This is a genomic window from Sphingobium limneticum (assembly GCF_008710155.1).
Classification (GTDB): domain Bacteria; phylum Pseudomonadota; class Alphaproteobacteria; order Sphingomonadales; family Sphingomonadaceae; genus Sphingobium; species Sphingobium limneticum.
This window is the reverse complement of record NZ_VYPZ01000009.1, coordinates 111,192-134,611: the sequence shown is the minus strand read 5'-3', so window position 1 is coordinate 134,611 and position 23,420 is coordinate 111,192. Positions and strand designations below refer to the sequence as shown.

Sequence of the window (23,420 nt, the reverse complement as noted above, 5' to 3'; positions counted from 1 at the left end):
TTGCTCTCTCCATCAGATTTCCGCTCGAAGCGAACGGAGATGGTATTAGCCGTCGCGCGGCACCGCCACCTCGACCGCGCCGGCCGCGATCTTTACCGTGACCGGTGTTTTCGCCAGCACTTCACCGTCGATCGAGATGCGCTGGCGCGGCTTTGTGTCGATCTTGAAGCAGGTGCCGTGAAATTCCTGCGTATGGGCGTCGCGGTCGCGCAGTTTGAAGAATTTGGCGTACCAGTCCCAAGCGAGGCGGGGCTTGCTGCGGCCCACGACGGCCTGCACCACGATCTCGCCGGTATCGACATCGGCATGGTCGGACAGTTCGACGCCGCCATGATAGGGGCCGTTGAGGATGCGCACCTCCGTCGACCACATGCGCCGTTCCTTCACGCCATCGTCGATGGTCAGGCGGAAGGCGCGGAAGCCGACCGAGCATTTGACCGCCCAGAGCAGATAGCCGATCCGCCCCAGATAGCGTTTGAGCTTATGCGGTACGGTCTGCCCGATCATCGGCGAAAGGCCTAGCGAGGCGGCATTCACGAAATAGTCGCGGTCGATCATGCCCAGGTCCACGCGGCGGCGCTGTCCGTTGGCGATCGCCTGCACCGCGCCGTCCAGATCGAGCGGCAATCCCAGCGTGCGGGCAAAGCTGTTCGCGGTGCCGAGCGGCAGCACGCCGAACACGACATTCTTGCCGACCAGTTCGTCCACGGTCCCCGACATGGACCCGTCGCCGCCGCCCACGATCACCATCGGCGCGCCGCTTTCCACGGCTTGGCGCACGGTCGCGGCCATTTGTTCGGGGTCTTCCACCGCATGGGCGGCGATCAGGCGGACACCCGCGGCTTCCAGCTTGTCCTTCGCCTGCGCGAAACTATCCTGTCCGCTTCGGCTATGGGCGTTGACGACCAATATGGCGTCCTTGGGGAGGGGGTTCGTTTCCATGCCGCAATAACTCCGCGAGACGGGATTTGGGTCCGTTGGAAACCCTGTGGCGCGCAATCGTTACTGTGCCATGGCTCGCATCGCTCATCTGTCCGACATCCACTTTGGCGCCAATGATCGCAAGATCGTGGATGCTGCCACCGCCTGGCTGGAGGAAAGGCGGCCCGACCTGGTCGTCATCAGCGGCGATTTCACGCAGCGGGCGCGGGTGGAACAGTTCCGGCAGGCCGCCGCCTGGCTCAATCGGCTGCACGGCGCGGGGCTGAAGACGCTGGTGGTGCCGGGCAATCATGACGTGCCGCTCTATGATGTGGTGCGGCGCCTCGCCCGGCCGCTGGCGCGCTACAAACGCTATATCAGCAACGATCTCTGCCCCTTTTACGAAGATGGAGAGGTCGCGATCCTGGGCCTCAACACCGCGCGGTCGCTCACGATCAAGGATGGGCGGATCAATCATGACCAGATGGACTTGCTGCGCGATCGCTTTGCCAGGGTAGCGCCGGACAAGACCCGTATCCTCGTTACCCATCATCCGCTTTTTTCCATGCCGATCGGGAAGGGCGGCGAGCTAAGCGAGGCGGTCGGGCGGCATGACGATGCGGTCAAGGCCGCCTGCGAGGCCGGGGTGCATCTGGCGCTGGCCGGGCATTTCCATCGCACCTATGCGGAGGCGGCGCAGAAGATGGTGGAGCATAGCGGCGGCGCGCTGGTAATTCAGGCCGGCACGGCGACCTCCACCCGGCTGCGCAATGCCGAGCCGCAAAGCTTCAACTGGCTGCATGTCCGCCGCAACAACGAGATGGAATTGCAGGTGATCGTATGGGACGGCGCGGCGTTCCGGCGCGCAAGCCATGTCGAATATGCCCATGATGGCGAGGGATGGGCGTCGCGGGTGGTGCAGGATGGACCGACAGTGGGGGAGGCGGCGATCAGCAGCAGCCCCTTAACTTCGCACATTTCCCGCTGATTTCGATATTTTGATACAGGGATAGGGACGTTATATTTCCTATGCCGGTGGGATGACTGGGCCGACAATTGGAAAGAGCCGCCAACCCCATATCATGACTCGGGCGCCGTAGGACAGGCGAGGGGCTGCGGGGCTAAGCGAAGGCCATCCTGCCGCCATCCGATCCGGAGATACAAATTTTTGGGGGTAGCTGCCGTCAGGGGGGCGACCTAGATCCTGAACCTTATGAGCATGCAGATGACGGATATGGACTGGGCGCTGACCGAGAAGGAGAAGCAGACGCTGCGCCTTATCGTGCGGGGCCATGATGCCAAGTCGATCGCGCGCAGACTGGACCTGTCGGTCCATACCATCAACGAGCGTCTGCGCGATGCGCGGCGCAAGATGGCGGTGTCCAGCAGCCGCGAGGCGGCCCGATTGCTGCTGGAGGCGGAGGGCGGTCATGGGGCAGCGTCACTCCCCGAAAATATAGGGGACAAGCCAATGGGGGCGGACGCGCCCGAGATTCCGATGGATCAGGAGGACGCGCCGATCGGCGGCGCGGGGCGGGTAACCCGTCCTCACTGGATCATCATCGGAGTCTGTCTCATGACGCTTGCCCTTGGCCTGTTGGCGCTCACCGCCTTGCCCTATCTCGCTTCCGCTCCGGCGTCGCCTGCGCCGGCCGCAGCCAGCGAAGCGCCCCGCGCGGAGGTGGTCGATGCCGCGCGGCAATGGCTGGTCCTAGGGGATCAGGGGCATTGGGAGGAGGGCTATCAGGCGACAGGTTCGGCCTTCCGCAAACTGAACACGCCGCAGGTCTGGGCGGAGGTGTCGCAAAAGGTTCGGTTGCCGCTGGGCGCGCTGATATCCCGTGATGTTCTAAGCCAGCAATATCTGGCTGCACCACCCCATGGCTATGAAGTGGTCAAATTCCGCACCCGCTTCGCCAACAAGGCTGAGGCGATTGAGGCGGTAACGCTGGAGCGAGAGGATGGAAATTGGCGCGTGGTGGGCGTGACGATCGATTGAATAGAGGAGAGGCGCGGGAGGGCGGGCGTCAGGCCCGCCCTCTATCTTCCCGGCAATGCCATAACCGCAAGATCACGATCCGCTCCCCCTCCACGGCATAGCGCATTTCATAATGTCCCACGATGATGCGGCGGACTTCGCGCTGATCATAGGCGTCCAGTCTTTCGCCGATCCGGGGATAGTCGATCAGGCGGGATGGCGCGGCCGCAAGCATCTGAACGATGCGCGCGGCAGCATCCGGCGCGACGGGCTTCAAATGATCGTGAAGACGCACAAGGTCGGATGCGGCCTTGCTGGTCCAGACGATCTTCACAGATGAGGGGGCGTCAGCGGTTCGTCGGTGGAGAGGCTTTGCGCCCAGGCGAGCATGGCTGCATGGTCGATCAACTGTCCCGCCTCGACATCGGCCAGGGCTTCGAGCGTCATCTGATGACGCATTTCTTCCTGATCGACCCAAGCGGAGAGTGCCTGCTTCATGATCCATCCGCGCGACCGATCGAGGCGATCGGCCAGGGCATCGACCTGATCGGCCAGATCGGTCGGGACATGCGCGGTGATGACGCGGGTGGCAGGCATGGGTGGGTTTCCGATCGGTCTGATTGAAAACTAATCATTCGGCCGTGCCGACGCAAGGTGTCGCTATCCCTTCCCCTTCAACGCCGCCGCCAGCGATACCGTGGCGCTGCCGCGTTTGGCGGGAGCGGCCTGGCTGGGGTCGGGTTTCCAGCCGGAGAGATAAACGATCGCCATCTGTTCGGCGGTGCGGCCGTCCGGGTCGGCGGCGCCGGCGAAATGGCCGGCCGCGCGCATCAGCACATCGCGTGTCAGGGCAGGCGCGCGCGTCTCCAGCGCATTGCCCGCGCCCATGCCGCGCAAATCATGCATCAGCCGCACCACATCGCCATAGCGGATGTTCAGCACGTCGCCGTCCGCGACCGGCATGGCGAAGCCGGCGCGGCTCAATAGATCGCCGGCCGATCGCACATCGACCTGCGGATGGACATGCTGGCCGGGCCGGTCGCCTTCTGCCGCGAGCAGGGCCGCCTTGAGCCGGGGCAGGCTGCCGGCGCCGGCGAAGGCCGACAGCATCAGCCCGTCGGGGCGCAACACGCGCCGCATCAGGATCAGCGCGCCGGGCAGGTCGTTGACGCTGTCGAGCGTGCCGCAGGCGATCACCAAGTCGAAACTGTCGTCGGCAAAGGGCAGGGCGTCTTCGTCCGCCTGCACGCCGCCGAGGCTTTTCGCCGCGAGAAAGCCGGGATCGGCACAGGCGACGCGCTTGCCCATGGCTTCCAGCGCCGCCTTGGCGCTGCCGTCCGGACAGCCGATCAGGAGGACTTCGGGCAGGTCGCGCTGGACGTCGCCCAGCCGGTCGAGCAACTCGTCCAGCATCGCACGGTAGAGAAAGTCATGGTCGGCGAAGGCGGGCAACATGCGGTCGCGGTGGCGCGCGCGTCGGGCGCGGTCGAAAATGTCGGGGCGGGAGTCCATGGTGGGCCTTGTGCATCGGGCGCGAAGTGCGGACAAGGCAGATGATGCCTGTCCTCCCGCTTCTCAAGGGGCTTTTGTGGCCTGCGGTCGATTATGCGCTGCCGCCGCGATGCCCCGGATGCGGCGCCATCGTGGGGGAGGATTTCGCTTTCTGCCTCCCCTGCTGGGGCGGGATGGAATTTCTGGGCGAGCCCTGCTGCGCGCGGTGCGGCGTGCCCTTCCCGCACGAGATGGGGGAGGGCGCGGAATGCGGCGGCTGCATGGCCGATCCGCCGCCATGGGATAGTGCGCGGGCGGTGCTGGCCTATGGCGATGTGGCGCGAACGGTGGCGCTGCGTTTGAAATATGGGCGGCGCATCGGCCTTGCCCGGCTGATCGCGCGACAGATGTTGCGGCATGTGGGGGATGAGGAGGCGCTGATCGTGCCGGTGCCGCTGCACCGCTGGCGGCTGTGGAACCGGGGTTTCAACCAGTCGGCGCTGATCGCCGATCATCTGGGGCGGCTGACCGGCTGGCCGGTGGAGAAACAGGCGTTGCGGCGCGTGAAGCGCACGGCGCCGCTGCGGGGCATGAACCCGAAACAGCGGGCGAAGATGGTGCGGGGCGCCTTTGCGCTGGGGGCCGGGCAAGCGGTCAAGGGCCGGCGCATATTGCTGATCGACGATGTCCATACCAGTGGCGCGACGGCCGCCGCCTGCGCGAAGATGCTGAAGCGCGGCGGGGCGACGGACGTGCGGCTGCTCTGCTGGGCGCGGGTGCTTCCCGACGCTGTCGCCGACAGCCTTTGATTGACAAAGCGGTGCGATCACCCAATTTGCCGTATATATAAGGAGTTTCCGGATATCATGGCGAAGGTTGAAATCTATACCAAGGACTGGTGCGGCTATTGCGCGCGGGCCAAGGCGCTGCTGACCGACAAGGGCGTGTCGTTCGAGGAATATGACATCACGCTGGGCGGCCCCAAGCGCGAGGAAATGCTGGAGCGCGCCCCCGGCCGGTCCAGCGTGCCGCAAATCTTCATCGACGGCGCCCATATCGGCGGCAGCGACGACCTGTCCGCGCTGAACCGGGCGGGCAAGCTGGACGCGTTGCTGGGCCTATGAGCAAGTTGCGCGCCGCCCTGTTCCAGATGACCAGCGGGGTCGATCCTGTCGCCAACGCCGCCGCCATCGTGGAGATGGTGAAGCGGGCGAAGGGCGAGGGGGCGGACATGCTGTTCACCCCCGAAATGGCTGGATGCCTGGACCGCGATCGGGCGCGGGCGGCGAACACGCTGCGCAACGAAGCGGAGGATGTGGTGCTGGCCGCCGTGCGGGAGGCTGCGGCGCGCGAAGGGCTGTGGGTGCATATCGGGTCGCTGCCGCTGAAGGACGAGCGGGCCGACGGGCGTTGGGCCAATCGCAGCTTCCTGATCGACAATACGGGCGACATCCGGGCGCGCTACGACAAGATCCATCTGTTCGACGTCGATCTGGCGACGGGGGAAAGCTGGCGCGAATCCTCGGTCTATGGGCCGGGCGAGCAGGTGGTCGCGGCCGATACCCCATGGGGGCGGATGGGCTTCTCCATCTGCTACGACATGCGCTTCCCCGATCTGTACCGGGCGCTGACCAATGCGGGCGCGACGATCCTGCTGGCGCCGGCCGCCTTCACCGTGCCGACGGGGCAGGCGCATTGGCATGTGCTGCTGCGCGCGCGGGCGATCGAGGCGGGATGCTATGTCATCGCGACGGCGCAGGTGGGCAGCCATCAGGATGGCCGCATCACCTATGGCCATAGTGTGGTGATCGACCCCTGGGGCGAGATACTGCTCGACATGGGCGAGACGGCGGGGCTGGGACTTGCAGACATCGACCTGTCGCGCATAGGGGATGTGCGCGGGCGCGTGCCCGCCATCGCCAACCGCCGTGTGATACCCAGGGACGTGACTGTTTCGTGATCGTATTCGACCTGAAATGCGCTGGTCAGGGCCATGTGTTCGAAGCATGGTTCGGGTCCAGCACCGATTATGAGGATCAGAAGGCGCGGGGGCTGCTGACTTGTCCCCTGTGCGGCGACGCGGATGTGACTAAGGCGGTGATGGCGCCTGCAGTCGGCGCGAAGGGCAATAGCCGGACCGAGGTCGCGCCCGTTGCGCAAGCCGAGCCGACGGCGCCGGTCATGAATGTCGCGGATCAGGCGAAGATGCAGGCGCTGGTCGAAGCGTTGGGGCAGGCGCAGGCCAAGGCGCTGGAAGGCTCCACCTGGGTCGGGCGCGGCTTTGCCGAGCAGGCCCGCGCCATGCATTATGGCGAGCAGGCCCGCAGCAGCATTCATGGCGAGGTCGCCCCGGCCGAGGCCAAGGCGCTGATCGCAGAAGGTGTCGAGGTCGCGCCGCTGCCTTTCCCGGTCATCCCGCCGCAAGCGAAGAATTGACCGGCCGAGAATTGACCGGCGCGCCATCGCGCAATAGAGCCGTCGCCGGGCACCCGTAGCTCAGCAGGATAGAGCATTAGATTCCTAATCTAAGGGCCATGGGTTCGAATCCCGTCGGGTGCACCATCTTTTACAGTCTCATGCGCCGGCGTGGGCATCCGCCCGCTTGGCTAACCTCGCGCAAGCGCGGGCGGTTTTTCGTCCGGGCGCAGGGTCAGGACGCGGACGCCGGTCGCCGTGACCGCCACCGTATGTTCGAACTGGGCGGACAGCTTGCCGTCGGTGGTGACGACGGTCCAGCCGTCATCCTCCGTGCGTACCATGCGGCGACCCTGGTTCAGCATCGGCTCGATCGTGAAGACCATGCCTTCCTTCAACATCATGCCGCTGCCGGGCTTGCCGAAATGCAGGATCTGCGGGTCTTCGTGCATTTCGGTGCCGATGCCATGGCCACAATAGTCGCGCACGATCGAATAGCCGGCGCGTTTGGCGTGACGCTCGATCGCATGGCCGATATCGCCCAGGCGTGCGCCGGGTCGGACCACGCCGATGCCCTGCCACAACGCGTCATAAGTGGTCTTCACCAGCCGGCGGGCGGCGGGCGTCACGTCGCCGATCATGTAGGTCTTGCTGGAATCGGCGATATAGCCGCCCTTTTCCAGCGTGATGTCGAAATTGACGATGTCGCCTGCGCGCAGCACTTCCTGCGTCGAGGGGACGCCATGGCAGACGACATGGTTGATCGAGCAGTTGAGGACGAAGCCATAGCCATATTGGCCCTTGCTGGCGGGCCGCGCCTGCAACTGGTCGACGATCAGGCGCTCGACCGCATCGTTCACGTCCATCGTCGTGCGACCGGCAAGCGGCTGGTCGTCGAGCCAGGTGAAGACCGACGCCAGCAGGCGGCCGGCCTCCGCCATGATCTCGATTTCGGCAGGGGTCTTGATCATCCCGCCGGCACCGCGACGATGGCGGGATCGACGCCCGCCTCCTTATATTCGCGCGCAACGATCTGCTGAAAGCTCATCTGCGGGTTCATTTCGCACAGCATGCCGATCCTGATCCAGAAGGCGGCCTGCGCGTTGATCGATCGGTAGGACGCCTTGCTGGCCTTGCGCAGCTGCTCGTGCAGCTCATCTTCTATATTGACGATGCCCATCAGATCATCCGGAATATATGAATCATATATGCTTCATATATTCCGGATGGCGCAGATGGCAAGGGTGGGCGCCACATCGGCGATCATGTGCCTGGGTTGAGCATGGCCGGCCGGCTTATGAGGGATTCTCATTATATCGCGGGCCGGGCCGGCGACATTGTGCCCCGACTGTATCGGGAGTGACATGTGAAAGCGGTTATCGGTTTCGGGACGATCTTGGCATTGGGTGTTGTCGCGGTTGCGCCATTGCAGGCGGCACGGGCGCCGAAGGTGGCGGCAACAAGCCTTGAGGCGCTGCGCCAGCCGCTACCCTTGCCCTATGACGAAAAGGCCGATGCCGACCGGGATGTCGCCGCCGCCAAGGCGCGCGCACGGGCCAAGGGCAAGCGACTGCTGATCGACCTAGGCGGCAATTGGTGCCCCGATTGCCGCGTGCTGGCCGGCGTGTTCGATCTGCCGGAGGTCAAGGCGTTCCTGCAACGCCATTATGAGGTGGTGACGGTCGATATCGGCCGGCTGAACAAGAATCAGCAGATTGCCGGCCATTATGGCATCGACAAGCTGAAGGGAGTGCCGGCGCTGCTGGTGGTCGATCCCAAGACCGACCGGTTGCTGAACGATGGCCATCTGTTCGCGCTGTCCGATGCGCGCCACATGACGCCGCAGGCGCTGGCGGACTGGCTTGCCCAATGGGTTTGACCCAGTGGGTGTGACTGCCCGACGCTACACCGGCCAGTAATGGCGGCGCTGGCGATGCATCTGGCAGGGGATAGGCAATGAGTGAACGACTATCTGCCGCACGAACTGGTGATCCGCGGAAGGGTCGCGCCGCTGCTGACTACAGCCACTTCAGCTTCTTGAACCGGCTATAGAGCAGGGTGCAGACCAAGCCGATCACGCCCAGCACCACCGGATAACCATATACGCTCTTGAGTTCGGGCATATGCTCGAAATTCATGCCGTAAATGCCGGCGATCGCGGTCGGCACGGCCAGGATCGCGGCCCAGGCGGCCAGTTGCCGAGTGATGTCGCCGGTACGTTGCTGCTCCAGCAGATTGCTGGATTCGAACACGCTGTTCAGGATTTCGCGCAGATCATCGACCATCGTCTGGACGCGGCGGACATGGTCGCGCACGTCGCTGAAATAGGGGCGGGCTTCCGGATCGATGCAGGGCAGGTCCATCTTCACGAATTTGGTCGCCACCTCCTGCATCGGCAACAATATGCGCTGGAAACGGATCAACTGGCGACGCAGGCTGAAAATGCGGGTGATGTCTTCCCGGCGCAGGAAATGGTCGATCATCTGCTGCTCCATCTCCAGCACTTCCTCCTCGATCCCCTCGATGATCGGCAGATAGCCATCGACGATGAAGTCGAGGATGGCGTGCAGCACATAATCCACCCCCTGCGCGAGCCGGGATGGCACCGCCTCCAACTCCTCGCGCAGCGCCAGATGGGCACGGGCCGATCCATGGCGGACGCTGATGATATGGCTGTGACCCACGAACAGGGCGGTTTCGCCATAGCAGATGGCGTCGCCCTCGACATGGGCGGTGCGCGCGACCACGAACAGCTGGTCGCCATAAATATCCACCTTGGGCAACTGGTTGGCGTTGATCGCATCCTCAACCGCCAGCGGATGCAGGCCGTAGGTGCGCGCCAATATCTGCATTTCGTCCTTGGTCGGGTCGGCGATCCCGATCCAGATGAATTCGGACTTGTCGGGCGCGCAGTCGATCCGTTCGTCGATCGCCACCGGGCGGACCCGCTGGCCGTTGCGATAGAGATAGGCGGCGATGACGGTCATGGCGCTGTGTTTCCCTTTGGTTTCCGCCGACTAGCAGACATTGGCGTCATCGTCGCGCCTTTCGCCGCATCCCTGCTTCAACCCATATGATTTTTGCTGAAGGGGCTGGCGATTGACTTCGCCATGACATAGTTGCGGGCGAAAGGGGCGCATAGAAAAACGCGCGGCACATGCTGGAGAGGGCAGGCCGCACGAGAATATATGGAGCTGTGCCTTGCACATCATGACTATCGACTTCGAGGCGTCCTGCCTGCCACGCCATGGACGGTCCTACCCGATCGAAGTGGGTATCGCGGATGGCGGCATGTCGCGCAGTTGGTTGATCCGCCCGCATGACGATTGGGCCGGATGGGACTGGACGCCCGAAGCCGAAGCGTTGCACGGCCTGAGCCGTGAACGAATCGCGCAGGAAGGGCTGCCCGCATCGGTGGTGTTGGCCGAACTGGTCGCCGCGACTCAGGGCTGCCGCGTCCTGGCCGACAGCCTGATCGACCAATATTGGCTCGATACGCTGGCCGCCGCGGCAGGAGCGCCGTCGCCTTTTGCCATTCAGCATGTCGCGACCCTGTTCGATGAAGAGCGCGCGGACGAAGCGCGCGTCGGCGCTGCCGTCGCCTTTGCCGATGGGCAGGGGGCGACCCGGCACCGCGCGGCCGGTGATGCGCTGTGGCTGTCCGCGCTGATCGCCCATATTCGCGGCGTCGTGCTGCCGGCGCCACAGCCGATATTGCTGGCGGCGCAATGAATCATTGCCTGAAACCGGGCTTCAGCAATGATTTGTTACGTCCGGCAAATTACGGAGACATTTGCCAGCCTTAATCCTTCTGGCATCCACATCTGCCCGGCCAACGGAGCGCAGATGTTGCGGAGGAGAAATCCATGTTCCTTATCCTGCTATCCAGCGTAGCGGCCCTTGCCGCTGCCCCCAGCACCATCCACAGCGCCGACATCAGCCATGGCGCGCAGGCCTATACCGCCAGCTATCATGCCCAGCCGGCGATCAGCCTGCGCGAAGTCGAGCCGCGCTTTGCCAATCGCGGCGCCATACCCGTCTGCCGCTGGCAGGCCGACGTCACCGTCAATCGCGCGGTCGCGGCCCAGGGTCAGGCGATCCCCGCCTTTGGCAAGGCGATCCACCGCTTCGCGCCCATGTCGGGCAGCTATGCCGGCACCTGTGCCGCCGCCCGCCACCAGATCGACGCGCAGGTCGCGCGCCATGTGGCGGACCGGTCGGCCGAAGCGGTCGCCGTCGCGCAGCAGGATCGCGCCGTGCTGGTGAACGAACTGGACGGCGTGCGCGCGCTGACCAAGGGCGCTGTAAAAGGCGGATGAGTCCACCGCTGATATTGATCGCAGAGACGCATCAGGATCTGCGGCAGAAAATACGCGAATATCTCGAGCAGAGCGGCTTTCGCGCGCTGCCGGCGGCGTCTGCTCATGATATTTACAGCGCGCTGACCACTACCCCGGTCGGCGCTCTCGTACTGGATGCGGCGCTGCGCGGGCCGGACGGGCTGGATCTGTGCCGCGACGTACGCGAACGCAGCGACGTGCCGATCATCCTGGTCGCAGCGAACAGTTCGGAGGTTGACCGGGTGGTCGGGCTGGAACTGGGCGCCGACGATTATATGGCCAAGCCCTATTCGGCGCGCGAACTGGCGGCGCGGCTGCGCGCCGTGCTGCGGCGCGGTCGTGGCGAGCGGGCGCTGGGCCTGCGTCGCCAGACCGAGGCGATCTTCGAAGGCTGGGTGGTGGACTTCGCCCGGCGCGAGGTGTCCGACCCGACAGGCAAGCAAATCGATCTGACCGCGGCGGAATTTTCGCTGTTGTCGGTATTCCTGGATCATGCCCAGACGGTGATCGCCCGCACTCGCCTGATGGAACTGGCCGGGGTGCGCGACACGCCTTCGTCCGATCGCAGCATCGACGTGCTGGTCAGCCGGCTCCGGCGCAAGCTGGGGGAGGGCGGTCGCTCCGCTCCGATTGTTACTGTGCGCGGGGTCGGATACATGTTCAGCGCGGTGGTCGACCGGCGCTGACCAGCAAAGGATTGCGCAAAACCGCCATTTTTCGCGGTTTTGCGCAATCCGCTTCGTTTCATTGGCCAGACATAGTTTTTAACAATCCCGCTGCGCCGCAGCAAAACCGCTTGTCTATTCTTCACACTATACCGGTCCGCCCCCTGGCCGGAAATAGTCATTCAAAGAAGAGGATAGACTCCATGAACGAGCTTATCGGTCGCGTTTTTGACTTTGAAACCAAAGTCTACCCCAGCGAAAGCACGCTGTACAACCAGCTGGCCAACCATGGCCAAAGCCCCAAGGCGCTGATGATTTCCTGCGCGGATTCGCGCATCGTCCCCGAACAGATCATGCAGGCCGCGCCCGGCGACCTGTTCGTGTGCCGCAACGCGGGCAACATCGTGCCGCCGCATGCCAGCCAGTTGGGCGGCGTCACCGCGACGGTCGAATATGCCGTCATGGTGCTGGGCGTGCGCGACATCATCGTGTGCGGTCATAGCGATTGCGGCGCGATGAAGGCGCTGGCCACCGACGCCGACCTGACGTCCATGCCCAACGTCGCCGCCTGGCTGCGTCACAGCCATGCTGCGCAGAAGGTGTGCCGCGAAAATTATCCCACGGACCTGAGCGACGCGGAAAAGCTGCGCAACATGGCGCTGGAAAATGTCGTGGTTCAGCTGGCGCATCTGCGCACCCATCCGTCGATCGCGTCGGGCATCGCCCGTGGCGAAATCGCGCTGCATGGCTGGTATGTCGATATTCACGCCGGCCAGGTGCTCGGCCTGGACGGCGAAACCGGTCGCTTCTCGCCCCTGCGCGAAGGCCAGCCGATGCAGGTCGCACTTCCCCACGGCCGTCGCCTTGCCGGCGAATCGGTTTATGCCCAAGCGGCGGAGTAAATCATGTTGAAGGCTCTTTCCGGCGGCAATTTCGGCCGCGATTTTACGGCGTCGATCGTCGTCTTCCTGGTGGCGATGCCGCTCTGCATGGGCATCGCCATCGCGTCCGGCGTGCCGCCGGAAAAGGGTCTTATCACCGGCATCATCGGCGGCATCGTCGTCGGCCTGCTGGCGGGTTCGCCATTGCAGGTCAGCGGCCCGGCCGCCGGCCTTGCCGTCATCGTCTTTGAAATCGTGCGGGAACAGGGCCTCTCGGCCCTCGGCCCGATCCTGATTCTGGCGGGCGCGATCCAGGTCGTCGCAGGTCTGTTGCGGGTCGGCGGCTGGTTCCGCGCCATTTCGCCCGCCGTCGTGCACGGCATGCTGGCGGGCATCGGCGTGCTGATCGTGGTCGGCCAGTTCCATGTGCTGTTCGATGACAAGCCGCTGTCGAGCGGCCTGCACAATCTGATCGCCATGCCGGGCCAGATATTGGGCCTGTCGAACGGCGATACCGTCACGGCCTTCGCCGTCGGCCTCGTCACCATCTTCAGCATGTTGGGCTGGGAGAAGTTCCGCCCCGCCTCGATGAAGCTGGTGCCGGGCGCGCTGGTCGGCGTGGTCGCCGCGACGCTGGTCGCCTTCGCGCTGGGCCTGGACGTCGCGCGCGTCGTCGTGCCCGAATCGATCGTCGCGGCGGTCAGCCTGCCCGAACAGGGCCTGCTGGCGCAGCTGCTGAACCCGACCGTCATCACCACCGCGATCGCCATCGCCTTCATCGCCAGCGCCGAAACCCTGCTGTCGGCCGCCGCCGTCGATCGCATGCATGATGGCGTGCGCACCAATTATAACAAGGAATTGAGCGCGCAGGGCGTGGGCAACCTGCTTTGCGGCTTTGCCGGCGCGCTGCCGATGACCGGGGTCATCGTTCGTTCGTCCGCCAACGTGCAGGCCGGTGCGAAGACCCGCCTGTCGGCAATCCTGCATGGCGTCTGGATCCTGGGCTTCGTGGCGCTGCTGCCCTGGCTGCTCCGTGAAATCCCGATGGCGGCTCTGGCCGGCATCCTCGTCATCACCGGCGTTCGCCTGGTCAGCGTGGCCCACGTCAAGCATCTCTTCCACCTCTACGGTCCGCTGCCCGCGATCGTATGGGCCGCGACGCTGATCTGCGTCGTGACGACCGACCTGCTGACCGGCGTGCTGGTGGGCATCGGCCTGTCGATGCTGGAACTGCTGCCGCATGCGACCCGCCTGCGCCTGAAGGTCGAGGATGCAAGCCGTGGCGAAGCGCATGAAGTGGCGCTGCGCGGCACGGCGACCTTTCTCAGCCTGCCAAAATTGTCGGCCAAGCTGGAATCGCTGCCGACCGCCGGCCTCGTCATCCTGAATGTCGAGCGGCTTGGCCATATCGACCATACCTGCGCGGAAATGCTGCGCGAATGGGTCGATCGCCGTCGTGGCACAGGCGCGCAGGTGGAATATTTCGGCGCAACCGGACGGATGCGCCAGCTGGTCGCCTGACCCCCCCTCAACCACTTGGGCGACCTGTCGAACCGCCGTGCCTGACCTCAGGCGCGGCGGTTTGTTTTTGTCTCAAATGCGCATGGAAACATAATAGCAATATTACATTATCGCATCAGCAAAGAACCGTGCCTTGCTTACAACAGCGGCTCCGATCCTTTCGCAACTGCGGCAAAAGCGGTTTGCGTGGCGGGCGGGACGGCATAGTCCATGGATATCCGCTGGCATCGGGGGCGATCAAAACAGATCCCTGGGCGGCGGATGCAGGACGGAACATTCCAACGTAAAAGGGGAATGTTCATGAAGTACCAAATCGCTTGTGCCGCCCTCGCGCTCCTTTCCAGCGCCCCGGCTTTCGCACAGGAAGAACCCGCCAGCCCCGTCACCGTATCCGGCAGCGTCGGCCTCGTGTCCGACTATCGTTTCCGTGGCGTGTCGCAGACCGACAAGGGCATGGCCGTTCAGGGTGGCATCACGCTGACGCATGAAAGCGGCGCCTATGCCGGCACCTGGGCCTCCAACCTGTCGGGCTGGGGCACGTTCGGCGGATCCAACATGGAACTGGACCTGTTCGCAGGTTACGCCATTCCGCTGACCGAAACCACCACGCTGGACGTCGGTCTGACCTGGTACATGTATCCGTCGGGTGCCAACAAGACCGACTTCGCCGAACCCTATGTGAAGCTATCCAGCCAGGTCGGCCCGGTCAAGGGTCTGGTCGGCGTCGCCTATGCGCCCAAGCAGCAGGCGCTGGGCAAGTGGTGCAGCGACGCGGATTGCACCATCTTCAATCCGGGTGACAAGGAAGACAATTTCTACGTCTGGGGCGATGTCAGCGGTTCGATCCCGAACACGCCGGTCACGTTGAAGGCGCATCTGGGCTGGTCGAACGGCAATAGCGGCCTTGGCCCCAACGGCACCTCGCTGGCGCCCACCGGCAAATATATGGACTGGCTGGTCGGCGCGGACGTCGCCATCCCCGGCACGCCGCTGACCGTAGGCCTCGCCTATGTCGACACCGACATCGCCCGCGTCGAGGAAAACTACATCCGCCCGAACTTCTCGGACGCCGATGGCTCCTCGATCGCGCGCAGCCGCTTCGTCGTGTCGCTGACCGCGGCCTTCTGATCCTGCGGCCTTGAGCCGAACGAAAGGGCCGGTCCGACACCCCGTCGGGCCGGCCCTTTTCGCTGTCGTGACAAATTGTTGCTCCAGTCGCGATTGACCCATTGGCCGGGGTCGTGCGGTTGACCCCCGATCCGGCCGGGCCTATCTCCAGATCATGACATTTTGTGCGCTGACGCTTTCATGACCGCCCCGTCGATCATCCTCGTCGAAGACGATCCGCCGCTGCGCACGCTGACCGCTCGCGCGCTTCAGGAACATGGCTATCAGGTGCGCCCCGCATCGTCCGGTCCGGAAATGTGGGTGGCCTTCGACGCCGGCCCGGTGGATCTGGTCGTGCTGGACGTCATGCTGCCGGGCACCAACGGCATTGACCTGTGCCGTCAGATCCGCCGCAAGAGCGACGTCCCCATCATCTTCATCAGCGCCAAGGGCAGCGAGACGGACCGCATCGTCGGCCTGGAACTGGGCGCAGACGATTACCTCCCCAAGCCCTTCGGCACGCGGGAACTGATCGCCCGCATCCGCGCCATCCTGCGCCGCGTCGGCGTGGAGCGCGGCCCGGACGAGCATCGGGAGAGCGAAGCCCATTTCGACGGCTGGAGCGTCAACTTCCCCCGCCGCGAACTGCGCTCGCCCACCGGCGCCATCGTGGAACTGACCGGGGCGGAATTCGACCTGCTCGGTTCCTTCCTCAGCCATCCGCAGCGCGTCATCGCGCGGGAACGGCTGATCGAACTGTCCCGCACCCGCATGGGCGACAGCTCCGACCGCAGCATCGACGTACTGGTCAGCCGCCTGCGCCGCAAATTGTCCACGCAGGACAAGGGCGCGCCGATCACCACCGTGCGCGGCGTGGGCTATATGTTCAATGCAGAGGTCAGCCGCGCTTGAAACTACAGTTCAGGGGATCGCTCGGCCTGCTCGGCCGGCTCTGCGCGATCCTGCTGCTGACCGTTACGCTGGAATTTGCGGTGGGCACGCTCGTCTATGAGCGGGCCAGCCATTTGTCGTTGCAGGATGACGAGGCCCGACGTCTGGCCGAACATCTGGTCATCGCGCGCAAGCTGCTGGTCGAACAGCCACGCGGCGAGCGGCCCGCGCTGGGCCTGCAACTGACCACCGATCGCTACGATATCCACTGGTCGCCGGCCGCGCCGCCGCCGCCGCCGCTGTCGCCCGAACTGGAGCGGATGCGACGCCAGATCATCGACTGGGAACCCGGCCTGGAAAAATCCGGCCTGTGGCTGCGCCTGACGCCGGGGCGTCATTCGGAAATCAATGGCGGGCTGCAACTCCATGATGGCAGCTGGCTTTATTTCGGCATGCATCACAGCGGCGGCAAATGGGCCTTCACCATCGGCCGGCTGGGGCTGGCGCTGATCCCCGTATTGGCGTTGCTGCTGGCGGGCCTGCTGCTGATCCGCCGGACGCTGGCGCCGTTGCGCGACCTGACCCATGCGACCCACCGGATCGGTCGTGGTTCCGAAGTGATCGTGCCCGAAGCGGGCACCAACGATGTGCGCAACCTGATCACCGCCTTCAACGCCATGCAGGCGCGCATGCATCGCCTGATCGACGAACGGACGGAAACGCTGGCGGCGGTCGGCCATGATCTGCGCACGCCGCTCGCCCGGCTGCAATTGCGGCTGGAGCTGGTGAAAGATCCCGAAGTACAGCACGCCATGGGCGGCGACCTGGAGGAAATGGGGGCGATGCTGGAATCGCTGCTTGCCTTCCTGGGCGGGGAGAAGGATCCCGAGCCGCCGGTCCGCACCGACATCGCCGTCAGCATCGCCACCATCGTCGATGCGTTCCAGGATCATGATCAGGACGTGGACTATAATGGTCCGGACCATCTGGAGATGGAAGTGCGCGGCCTGTCGCTGCGCCGGGCCGTACGCAACCTGATCGAAAATGCGCTCCATTATGGCGATCGCGCCCGCGTCTCGCTGGAGCGCAAGGGCAATGAAGTGCTGATCCGGGTCGATGATGACGGCCCCGGCATCCCGCGCGAGCGGCTGGAGGAAGTGTTGCGGCCCTTTTCCCGCCTGGACGATGCGCGCCAGCGCAACACGCGCGGGCTGGGCCTTGGCCTTGCCATCGTGCAGAAGGCGGTGACGGCGGAGGGCGGCCAGTTCATCCTCGCCAACCGGCCCGAAGGCGGCTTGCGCGCCGAAATCTGCCTGTACCTGCCGCGTTAGGCGCGCGCCGACAAAAGAGAATCTGTTCGGCCCCAAGCAAAACTCGTTTATCCCTGTCCCCGTCACCACGCTATGCCCCCGGCAATAAGCGCATGAAGGCGGATATAATGGCAGACGGACAGGACGACGATCGCATCGTCGAGGGGTATTGGGACGTGGACAGGCTGGTCGCGGAATTGAGCGCGGCGCGCAGCCGCTGGCGCCAATCGCAACAACATCATGCCGAATATGGGGCGGAAGGCTTCCCCTCGCGCGACAATATGGCGAAGATCACCCAATCGCTCTGCGGCGCACTCTTCCCGCTGCGGCTCGGCCCCGGCTATGTGCGCCTGCATAATGAGGACGCCTATGTCGCCGAAACGCTGCAAACCGTCCTCAGCCGCCTCCATGGCCAGATCCGGCTGGAGCAGATTTACGCGCTGAAGGGGCAGCCGGTCGAGGCGGTGGACAAGGAAGCGGCGCGGATCATATCGGCCTTTGCCGACGGCCTGCCGGCGCTGCGCACCTTGCTCGACACCGATGTCGACGCGGCCTTTCTGGGCGATCCGGCTGCGCGCAGCGTGGATGAGGTGCTGATCTGCTACCCGTCCATGCTGGCGATCATCCATCACCGGCTGGCGCATCGCCTCTATGAACTGGGCGCGCCGTTGGTGGCGCGGATCGTGTCGGAAATCGCCCATGGCAAGACCGGGATCGACATCCATCCCGGCGCCAAGATCGGCCCATCCTTCTTCATCGACCATGGCACCGGCGTGGTGATCGGTGAAACGGCGATCGTGGGCGCGCGGGTGCGCCTTTATCAGGGCGTGACGCTGGGTGCGCGCAGCTTCCCCGCGGACGAGAAGGGCCATCTGGAAAAGGCCCTGCCGCGCCATCCGATCATCGAGGATGATGTGGTGATCTACGCTGGCGCGACGGTGCTGGGGCGGATCATCGTGGGCAGCCGATCGGTCATCGGCGGCAATGTGTGGCTGACCGACAGCGTGCCCGCCGACTCCAACGTCCGCCAGGCCAAGGCGCAGTATGAAGTGACCAGCCGCGTCCAGGTATCCGCCCCCCACCGCGTACATGCCTTGGTCGAGGAAGCGACGGACGGGTTCGGGGAGAATATTTGAAGGTCGGATGTGGGTGGTAGGCTATTCCCCTCCCGCTCGCGGGAGGGGTAGCGAGACTTGCGCGCGTAGCGCGTTAGTCGCAGCGGGGTGGGCAATCGCGACGTCCTGCCCACCCCCTAACCCCCTCCCGTAAACGGGAGGGGGAACAATATGGCTTTCGGTTAACGCGCCTTACTGCGCGCAGCTATCCCCTTCGCCCGCGATCAGGTCCAGACAGCGGCCGTCAATCTCATCCTTGGGCACCGGCAGCTTGATGAGCGCGGCCAGCGTCGGCAGGATGTCGACCGTTTCGATGCCCAGCGGCTGTTCGAAATGCTGCATCCCCTTGCGCCAGAACAGGATCGGCACGCGACGATCCGTGTCCCAGGGCGAACCATGGGTGGCGACCGCGCCCATCACGGCGCTTTCCGGGATCGACATGACGCGCGGCTTGAGCAGCAGTAGCAGGTCGCCCGACCGCGCGGGGTAGAAGCTGGCGCGCGCTTCCTGGATCAGGCTCCAGCTTTCGGGCGGGCCGGAAGGGGAGGGGGTGGCGGCGATTTCCGCCTTGGTAAAGACGGTCTGCACCTGCGGATGGGCGCGCAGATAGGTCAGCGTCGCAGCCTCCACCTTGGCGCGCTGGGCGGTGGTCAGCCCCTTGTCGAAATAGAGATCGCCGGCCGGCCCATCGCCCCAGATGACCTTCTTGCCGGTCATGCCGACCTTGTCGGCGATGGTCGCGTTCAGCGCCTTAGGCGTCAGCGCCTTGTCCACGCGCTGTTCCATCGGCATCGCATTCAGCTGGTGGCGTTCGGGCAGGTCATGGCCGCCATGGTCGGCGGTCAGCACGACGACATAGTCGATGCCGTCCTTGTCCAGCTTGTCGAAGAAGGCGCCCAGTTCGCGGTCCAGCCGGTCGACCTGAATGCAGCTTTCGGTGCCTTCGGTGCCGTAGGTGTGGCCGACATAGTCGGTCGCCGACAGGCCGATCGAAATGATATCGGTCTGCGCCTGCTTGCCCAGGCTCATGCTGTCGATCGCGGCGGCGGCGAAGGCCAGGGTCAGCGCATCCTGCTCCGGCGAGATACGGAAACCATTATAGTCGCCCGCCTGCCGCGCGAAGCGGCCGGTGCCGACGGAGCGATTGCCGGCCTGCACCGCGAAATCCTTCGACACGCACTGGGCGGGCAACTCGAACCCGGCATTGGGCTGCGCCAGCCGCTGGGCGAACACGTCATTCACCTTGGCCACCAGCGGCGGAACCGACACGCCCTTGTAGCTGACATAGCCCTTGGGGCTGAGCCACCAGGCTTGGTCGGCGGTCGGCCCGCCCATCATGATGGCGGCGCGGTCCTTGCCGGATACCGACACGACACGCGTGGCGGGATTGGCGATCTTCATCCGACCGCCCAGAGTCGGCACCTTCAGATGAAGCGGCGATGCTTCATAATGGTCGCTGTCGGTGCCCGGCTGGCTCTCATCCTCGGCGCAATAGACATTCTTGTCTTCGCGCTTGGTGCCAAGGTCGAACCAGTTATTGGCGATGATGCCCGTGCGCGACGGGCGGCTGCCGGTCAAGATGGTGGAGTGGCCGGGGCAGGTTTCGGTCGCGGCATGGCTCTGATAGCCGCGCGGGAAGACGGCGCCTTCGCTGGTCAGACGCTTGAGGCCGCCCGTATAATATTGGCGATATTCGCTGAACAGATCGGCGGAAAACTGGTCGACGCTGATCGCGACGATCAGCTTCGGAGCGGTCGCAGGCGCGGGGGTTGCGGTGGGCGCGGGCGCCGGGCTTTGTGCCACGACGGGCGTGACGGGCGCCATGGCGGTAGCAAGCAACAGGGCGGCGGCGACTCGTTTCAACATATTCTATGACCTTCTCATGCCTTGACGGCGGATGGGGAGCGACCTAGCCCCCTTGCACCTGACCGACCAGAGGCCCGATGCGGATTTTTCAAGTCATATTCATGACGCTTGCCCTGTTGGCAGGCCTGTCCACCGCCCATGCTCCCACTGCAACGGCGCAAAGCGCCTTCGGCGGCGGTGCGGCGCATATCGCCGCCACGCTGGTGGCGGAGAGCGCGGTGCCAAAGGCGGGCGAGGGCACGACCATCGCCTTTGCCATGGTGCCCGAACGGGGCTGGCACGGCTATTGGGAAAATCCAGGCGACGCGGGCCTGGGCATGACCGTGGACTGGACTCTGCCCAAGGGCGTGACCGTCGGCGCCTTGCGCTATCCAGTGCCCGAAACGCTGCTGATCTCGGGCCTGATGAACCATGTTTACGAAGGCCCCTATGCGATATTGGCGGACCTGAAGGTCGCGGCTGGCATGGCATCCGGCACGCGCCTGTCGGTGAAGGCATCGGCGCAATGGCTGGCCTGCACCGACAAGGTGTGCGTGCCCGAAGGCGGCGACCTGACGCTGGAACTGGTGGTCGGTGACGGTCAGGTCGTGACGGCGACGCGCGCGCGCTTCGACGGTTGGCGCACCCATTTGCCGCGCCCGCTGGGGTCGGAGGCCACCTATGCGATCAAGCACGGCAAGCTGCGCCTGTCCGTTCCCTTCCCGGCGAGCGCGCAGGCGCGCGACGTGCATCTTTTTGCGCTGGCCGAAGGATTGATCCGCAACGCCGCCGCGCAGACGGTGACGCGGCAGGGCGATCAACTGCTGCTGGAAACCGACGCGGCCGATGGCGCCAAAGGCGACACCGTTCAGGCTGTGTTGCGGACGGGCGACCATGTCGGCTTCCTGCTGACGGCCAAGCCGGGCGATGTTGCAGGTGGCGCATCGGACGGTGGCAAATGGGGCGCGATCTTCGCTGCGCTGGGCGGCGCATTGCTGGGCGGTCTGCTGCTCAACATCATGCCCTGCGTCTTCCCGATCCTGGGCCTCAAAGCCATGAAGCTGGCCAAGGCCGGCGGCGACGAACGCACCGTCCGGCGGGAGGCGCTGGCCTACACCGCCGGCATCATCCTCACCTGCCTTGCGCTGGGCGGCCTGTTGCTGGCGTTGCGCGCGGCGGGAGGCGCGGTCGGTTGGGCGTTCCAGTTGCAGGATCCGCGCATCATCCTCGCGCTGCTGCTGCTGGTGACGGGGATCGCGTTCAACCTTGCCGGCCTATTCGAGCTGCGCGCCTATGGCGGTGGCGAGGGCCTGGTGGGGAAGGGCGGCGTCGCCGGTTCCTTCTGGACCGGCGCGCTGGTCGCTTTCGTCGCGACGCCCTGCACCGGGCCGTTCATGGCGGCGGCGATGGGCGCGGCGCTGCTGCTGCCCTTGCCCGCCGCGCTGGCGGTGTTCGCGGGGCTGGGCCTTGGCCTTGCGCTGCCCTTCCTGCTGCTCGCTTATGTGCCGGCACTTCGCAAACGATTGCCCAAGCCCGGCGGATGGATGGGCACGTTCCAGAAATGCCTGGCCATTCCCATGTTCCTGACCGCGCTGGGCCTCGCCTGGCTGCTGGGGCAGCAGCGCGGCGTGCCGGGCATGACCATCGGCTTGGCGGCGGCCTTGCTGCTGGCGCTGCTGCTCTGGGGACTGGGCGGTCGCCAGCGGCTGGGCAAGGGCGGGGGCCTGATCGCTGCCATCGCCGGTCTGGCGATCCTGGCGGGCGCCGCCTACGCCCTGCCGACCAGCGCGCCGGCCGTCGCGAAAGCAGGCGATTCCACTGTCTCTTTCGCTGTCTCGAAACTCGCCGAACTGCGCGCCGTCAACAAACCGGTCTTCCTCTATTTCACCGCCGACTGGTGCCTGACCTGCAAGGCGAACGAGGCCGCGGCCATCGACCGGGCTGAAACCCGCGCCGCCTTCGACAAGGCCGGCGTCACCGTGATGGTCGGCGACTGGACCAATGCCGATCCCGCCATCACCCGCTTTCTGGAAAGCCAGGGGCGCTCGGGCGTCCCCCTCTATCTTTATTATGCGCCGGGCAAGGAGGCGCAGACCCTGCCGCAATTGCTGACCCCCGCCACTCTGACTGCGCTGGTGCGCTGATGGCGAAGGTGCGCGCCGATCAGTTGCTCGTCGACAATGGCCTGGCTGAAAGCCGCGCCCGTGCGCAGGCGCTCATCCTCGCCGGCCTCGTCTTCCTGGGCGACAAGAAGGTGGAGAAGGCCGGGCAGCAGGTCGCGGCCGATGCAGAGCTGGACGTGCGCGGCCGCGATCATCCCTGGGTATCGCGCGGCGGCATCAAGCTGGCCCATGCGATCGAGGAATTCGGTATCGACGTCACCGGCTTCGTCGCCATCGACGTCGGCTCCTCCACCGGCGGCTTTACCGACGTGCTGCTGACGGGCGGTGCGGCGAAAGTCTATGCCGTCGACAGCGGCACCAACCAGCTGGCGTGGAAGCTGCGCTCCGACGACCGCGTCATCGTGCATGAACAGACCAGCGCCCGCATCCTGACCGACGCCCATATCCCCGAGCCGGTGGACATCATCGTGTGCGACGCCAGCTTCATCAGCCTGGCCAAGGTGCTGGAAAAGCCGATCGGTTTCGCCAAGCCCGGCGCGCAGATGGTCGCGCTGATCAAGCCGCAGTTCGAGGCGCGGCGGGAAGAGGTCGGCAAGAATGGCGTGATCCGCGATTCCGCCGTGCATGACCGCGTCTGCGCGGAGGTGCAGGACTGGGTCGTGGCGCAGGGCTGGACCGTCGCGGGACTGACGCAAAGTCCGATTACCGGACCGCAGGGCAATGTGGAATTTCTTCTCTACGCCCGGCTTGGTGGATAACGGGTTCAGCTTCGTTCTCTGCCCCGACATATACTGATACATATTGCGACAAAGCTTCC

General features: G+C 65.0%; 26 protein-coding genes and 1 tRNA gene. 19 read left to right on the top strand and 8 right to left on the bottom strand.

Annotated features, from left to right (window positions below):
• Positions 1–45 precede the first annotated feature (45 nt).
• A complete protein-coding gene (locus F4U94_RS13200) occupies positions 46–942 on the bottom strand; it encodes a diacylglycerol/lipid kinase family protein (protein ID WP_120250689.1) in 897 nt (298 codons plus the stop codon).
• 70 nt (positions 943–1,012) lie between these two features.
• Here F4U94_RS13200 and F4U94_RS13195 point away from each other — a divergent pair, with 70 nt between their 5' ends.
• Positions 1,013–1,909 (top strand): metallophosphoesterase family protein, encoded by an 897-nt coding sequence (locus F4U94_RS13195; protein ID WP_120250688.1) that lies wholly within the window; start codon positions 1,013–1,015, stop codon positions 1,907–1,909.
• Between the two features lie 237 nt (positions 1,910–2,146).
• A complete protein-coding gene (locus tag F4U94_RS13190) occupies positions 2,147–2,920 on the top strand; it encodes a helix-turn-helix domain-containing protein (protein ID WP_232015719.1) in 774 nt (257 codons plus the stop codon).
• 28 nt (positions 2,921–2,948) lie between these two features.
• Here F4U94_RS13190 and F4U94_RS13185 read toward each other — a convergent pair whose 3' ends face one another.
• From F4U94_RS13185 to F4U94_RS13175, 3 genes are all read right to left on the bottom strand, one after another.
• A complete protein-coding gene (locus tag F4U94_RS13185; RefSeq protein WP_120250686.1) occupies positions 2,949–3,233 on the bottom strand; it encodes a type II toxin-antitoxin system RelE/ParE family toxin in 285 nt (94 codons plus the stop codon).
• Positions 3,230–3,496 carry a CopG family ribbon-helix-helix protein gene (locus F4U94_RS13180; RefSeq protein ID WP_120250685.1) on the bottom strand — a complete coding sequence of 89 codons (267 nt, stop codon included), beginning with the start codon at positions 3,494–3,496 and terminating at the stop codon, positions 3,230–3,232. The genes F4U94_RS13185 and F4U94_RS13180 overlap by 4 nt, the downstream gene beginning before the upstream one ends.
• A gap of 63 nt (positions 3,497–3,559) precedes the next feature.
• Positions 3,560–4,411, bottom strand: coding sequence for a class I SAM-dependent methyltransferase (locus F4U94_RS13175; protein ID WP_120250684.1), 852 nt, complete (start codon positions 4,409–4,411; stop codon positions 3,560–3,562).
• Positions 4,412–4,452: 41 nt separating this feature from the next.
• On the opposite strand from F4U94_RS13175, the gene F4U94_RS13170 reads away from it, so the two are divergent.
• The 5 genes from F4U94_RS13170 to F4U94_RS13150 all read left to right on the top strand — a co-directional run bounded on the left by F4U94_RS13170 (position 4,453) and on the right by F4U94_RS13150 (position 6,952).
• Positions 4,453–5,199 carry a ComF family protein gene (locus F4U94_RS13170; protein ID WP_120250683.1) on the top strand — a complete coding sequence of 249 codons (747 nt, stop codon included), beginning with the start codon at positions 4,453–4,455 and terminating at the stop codon, positions 5,197–5,199.
• A gap of 57 nt (positions 5,200–5,256) precedes the next feature.
• Entirely contained in the window at positions 5,257–5,514 is a 258-nt protein-coding gene (grxC, locus tag F4U94_RS13165; RefSeq protein ID WP_120250682.1) for a glutaredoxin 3, read from the top strand.
• Between the two features lie 5 nt (positions 5,515–5,519).
• Positions 5,520–6,350, top strand: coding sequence for a carbon-nitrogen hydrolase family protein (locus F4U94_RS13160; RefSeq protein ID WP_120252143.1), 831 nt, complete (start codon positions 5,520–5,522; stop codon positions 6,348–6,350).
• A complete protein-coding gene (locus tag F4U94_RS13155) occupies positions 6,347–6,826 on the top strand; it encodes a DUF1178 family protein (protein ID WP_120250681.1) in 480 nt (159 codons plus the stop codon). The genes F4U94_RS13160 and F4U94_RS13155 overlap by 4 nt, the downstream gene beginning before the upstream one ends.
• Positions 6,827–6,875: 49 nt before the next feature.
• Positions 6,876–6,952 (top strand) — tRNA-Arg (locus F4U94_RS13150).
• A gap of 44 nt (positions 6,953–6,996) precedes the next feature.
• On the opposite strand, the gene map is transcribed toward F4U94_RS13150, so the two are convergent.
• Positions 6,997–7,776, bottom strand: a complete 780-nt coding sequence (map, locus tag F4U94_RS13145; RefSeq protein ID WP_120250680.1) for a type I methionyl aminopeptidase — start codon at positions 7,774–7,776, stop codon at positions 6,997–6,999.
• On the bottom strand, positions 7,773–7,985 hold the full coding sequence (locus F4U94_RS13140; RefSeq protein ID WP_120250679.1) for a ParD-like family protein: 213 nt from the start codon (positions 7,983–7,985) through the stop codon (positions 7,773–7,775). Before F4U94_RS13140 ends, map begins: the two co-directional genes overlap by 4 nt.
• A gap of 186 nt (positions 7,986–8,171) precedes the next feature.
• Here F4U94_RS13140 and F4U94_RS13135 point away from each other — a divergent pair, with 186 nt between their 5' ends.
• Positions 8,172–8,684, top strand: a complete 513-nt coding sequence (locus tag F4U94_RS13135; RefSeq protein ID WP_232015718.1) for a thioredoxin family protein — start codon at positions 8,172–8,174, stop codon at positions 8,682–8,684.
• A 139-nt stretch (positions 8,685–8,823) separates the two neighbouring features.
• Here the strand turns inward: F4U94_RS13135 and F4U94_RS13130 are convergent, their stop codons facing one another.
• Positions 8,824–9,792, bottom strand: coding sequence for a magnesium and cobalt transport protein CorA (locus F4U94_RS13130; protein ID WP_120250678.1), 969 nt, complete (start codon positions 9,790–9,792; stop codon positions 8,824–8,826).
• A 223-nt stretch (positions 9,793–10,015) separates the two neighbouring features.
• Here F4U94_RS13130 and F4U94_RS13125 point away from each other — a divergent pair, with 223 nt between their 5' ends.
• From F4U94_RS13125 to epsC, 9 genes are all read left to right on the top strand, one after another.
• Positions 10,016–10,537 carry a 3'-5' exonuclease family protein gene (locus tag F4U94_RS13125; protein WP_232016075.1) on the top strand — a complete coding sequence of 174 codons (522 nt, stop codon included), beginning with the start codon at positions 10,016–10,018 and terminating at the stop codon, positions 10,535–10,537.
• Positions 10,538–10,671: 134 nt separating this feature from the next.
• Positions 10,672–11,124 carry a hypothetical protein gene (locus F4U94_RS13120; protein ID WP_120250676.1) on the top strand — a complete coding sequence of 151 codons (453 nt, stop codon included), beginning with the start codon at positions 10,672–10,674 and terminating at the stop codon, positions 11,122–11,124.
• Positions 11,121–11,831 carry a response regulator gene (locus F4U94_RS13115; RefSeq protein ID WP_120250675.1) on the top strand — a complete coding sequence of 237 codons (711 nt, stop codon included), beginning with the start codon at positions 11,121–11,123 and terminating at the stop codon, positions 11,829–11,831. The genes F4U94_RS13120 and F4U94_RS13115 overlap by 4 nt, the downstream gene beginning before the upstream one ends.
• Positions 11,832–12,013: 182 nt before the next feature.
• The gene (locus F4U94_RS13110) at positions 12,014–12,712 is read left to right on the top strand and encodes a carbonic anhydrase (protein ID WP_120250674.1); all 699 of its coding nucleotides are present in this window, start codon (positions 12,014–12,016) and stop codon (positions 12,710–12,712) included.
• Positions 12,713–12,715: 3 nt separating this feature from the next.
• Positions 12,716–14,212 (top strand): SulP family inorganic anion transporter, encoded by a 1,497-nt coding sequence (locus tag F4U94_RS13105; RefSeq protein WP_120250673.1) that lies wholly within the window; start codon positions 12,716–12,718, stop codon positions 14,210–14,212.
• Positions 14,213–14,506: 294 nt separating this feature from the next.
• Positions 14,507–15,340, top strand: coding sequence for a TorF family putative porin (locus F4U94_RS13100; protein WP_120250672.1), 834 nt, complete (start codon positions 14,507–14,509; stop codon positions 15,338–15,340).
• 180 nt (positions 15,341–15,520) lie between these two features.
• Positions 15,521–16,231, top strand: coding sequence for a response regulator (locus F4U94_RS13095; protein ID WP_056683259.1), 711 nt, complete (start codon positions 15,521–15,523; stop codon positions 16,229–16,231).
• Positions 16,228–17,541, top strand: a complete 1,314-nt coding sequence (locus F4U94_RS13090) for an ATP-binding protein (protein ID WP_120250671.1) — start codon at positions 16,228–16,230, stop codon at positions 17,539–17,541. Before F4U94_RS13095 ends, F4U94_RS13090 begins: the two co-directional genes overlap by 4 nt.
• A 107-nt stretch (positions 17,542–17,648) precedes the next feature.
• On the top strand, positions 17,649–18,656 hold the full coding sequence (epsC, locus tag F4U94_RS13085; protein WP_232015717.1) for a serine O-acetyltransferase EpsC: 1,008 nt from the start codon (positions 17,649–17,651) through the stop codon (positions 18,654–18,656).
• Positions 18,657–18,827: 171 nt separating this feature from the next.
• Here the strand turns inward: epsC and F4U94_RS13080 are convergent, their stop codons facing one another.
• A complete protein-coding gene (locus F4U94_RS13080; RefSeq protein ID WP_120250669.1) occupies positions 18,828–20,501 on the bottom strand; it encodes an alkaline phosphatase family protein in 1,674 nt (557 codons plus the stop codon).
• Between the two features lie 77 nt (positions 20,502–20,578).
• Between F4U94_RS13080 and F4U94_RS13075 the strand changes: the two genes are divergently transcribed.
• Both F4U94_RS13075 and F4U94_RS13070 read left to right on the top strand, forming a co-directional pair.
• Complete coding sequence (locus F4U94_RS13075; protein ID WP_120250668.1) at positions 20,579–22,624, top strand: protein-disulfide reductase DsbD family protein; 2,046 nt, start codon at positions 20,579–20,581, stop codon at positions 22,622–22,624.
• Positions 22,624–23,361 carry a TlyA family RNA methyltransferase gene (locus F4U94_RS13070; protein ID WP_120250667.1) on the top strand — a complete coding sequence of 246 codons (738 nt, stop codon included), beginning with the start codon at positions 22,624–22,626 and terminating at the stop codon, positions 23,359–23,361. Before F4U94_RS13075 ends, F4U94_RS13070 begins: the two co-directional genes overlap by 1 nt.
• Positions 23,362–23,420 lie beyond the last annotated feature (59 nt).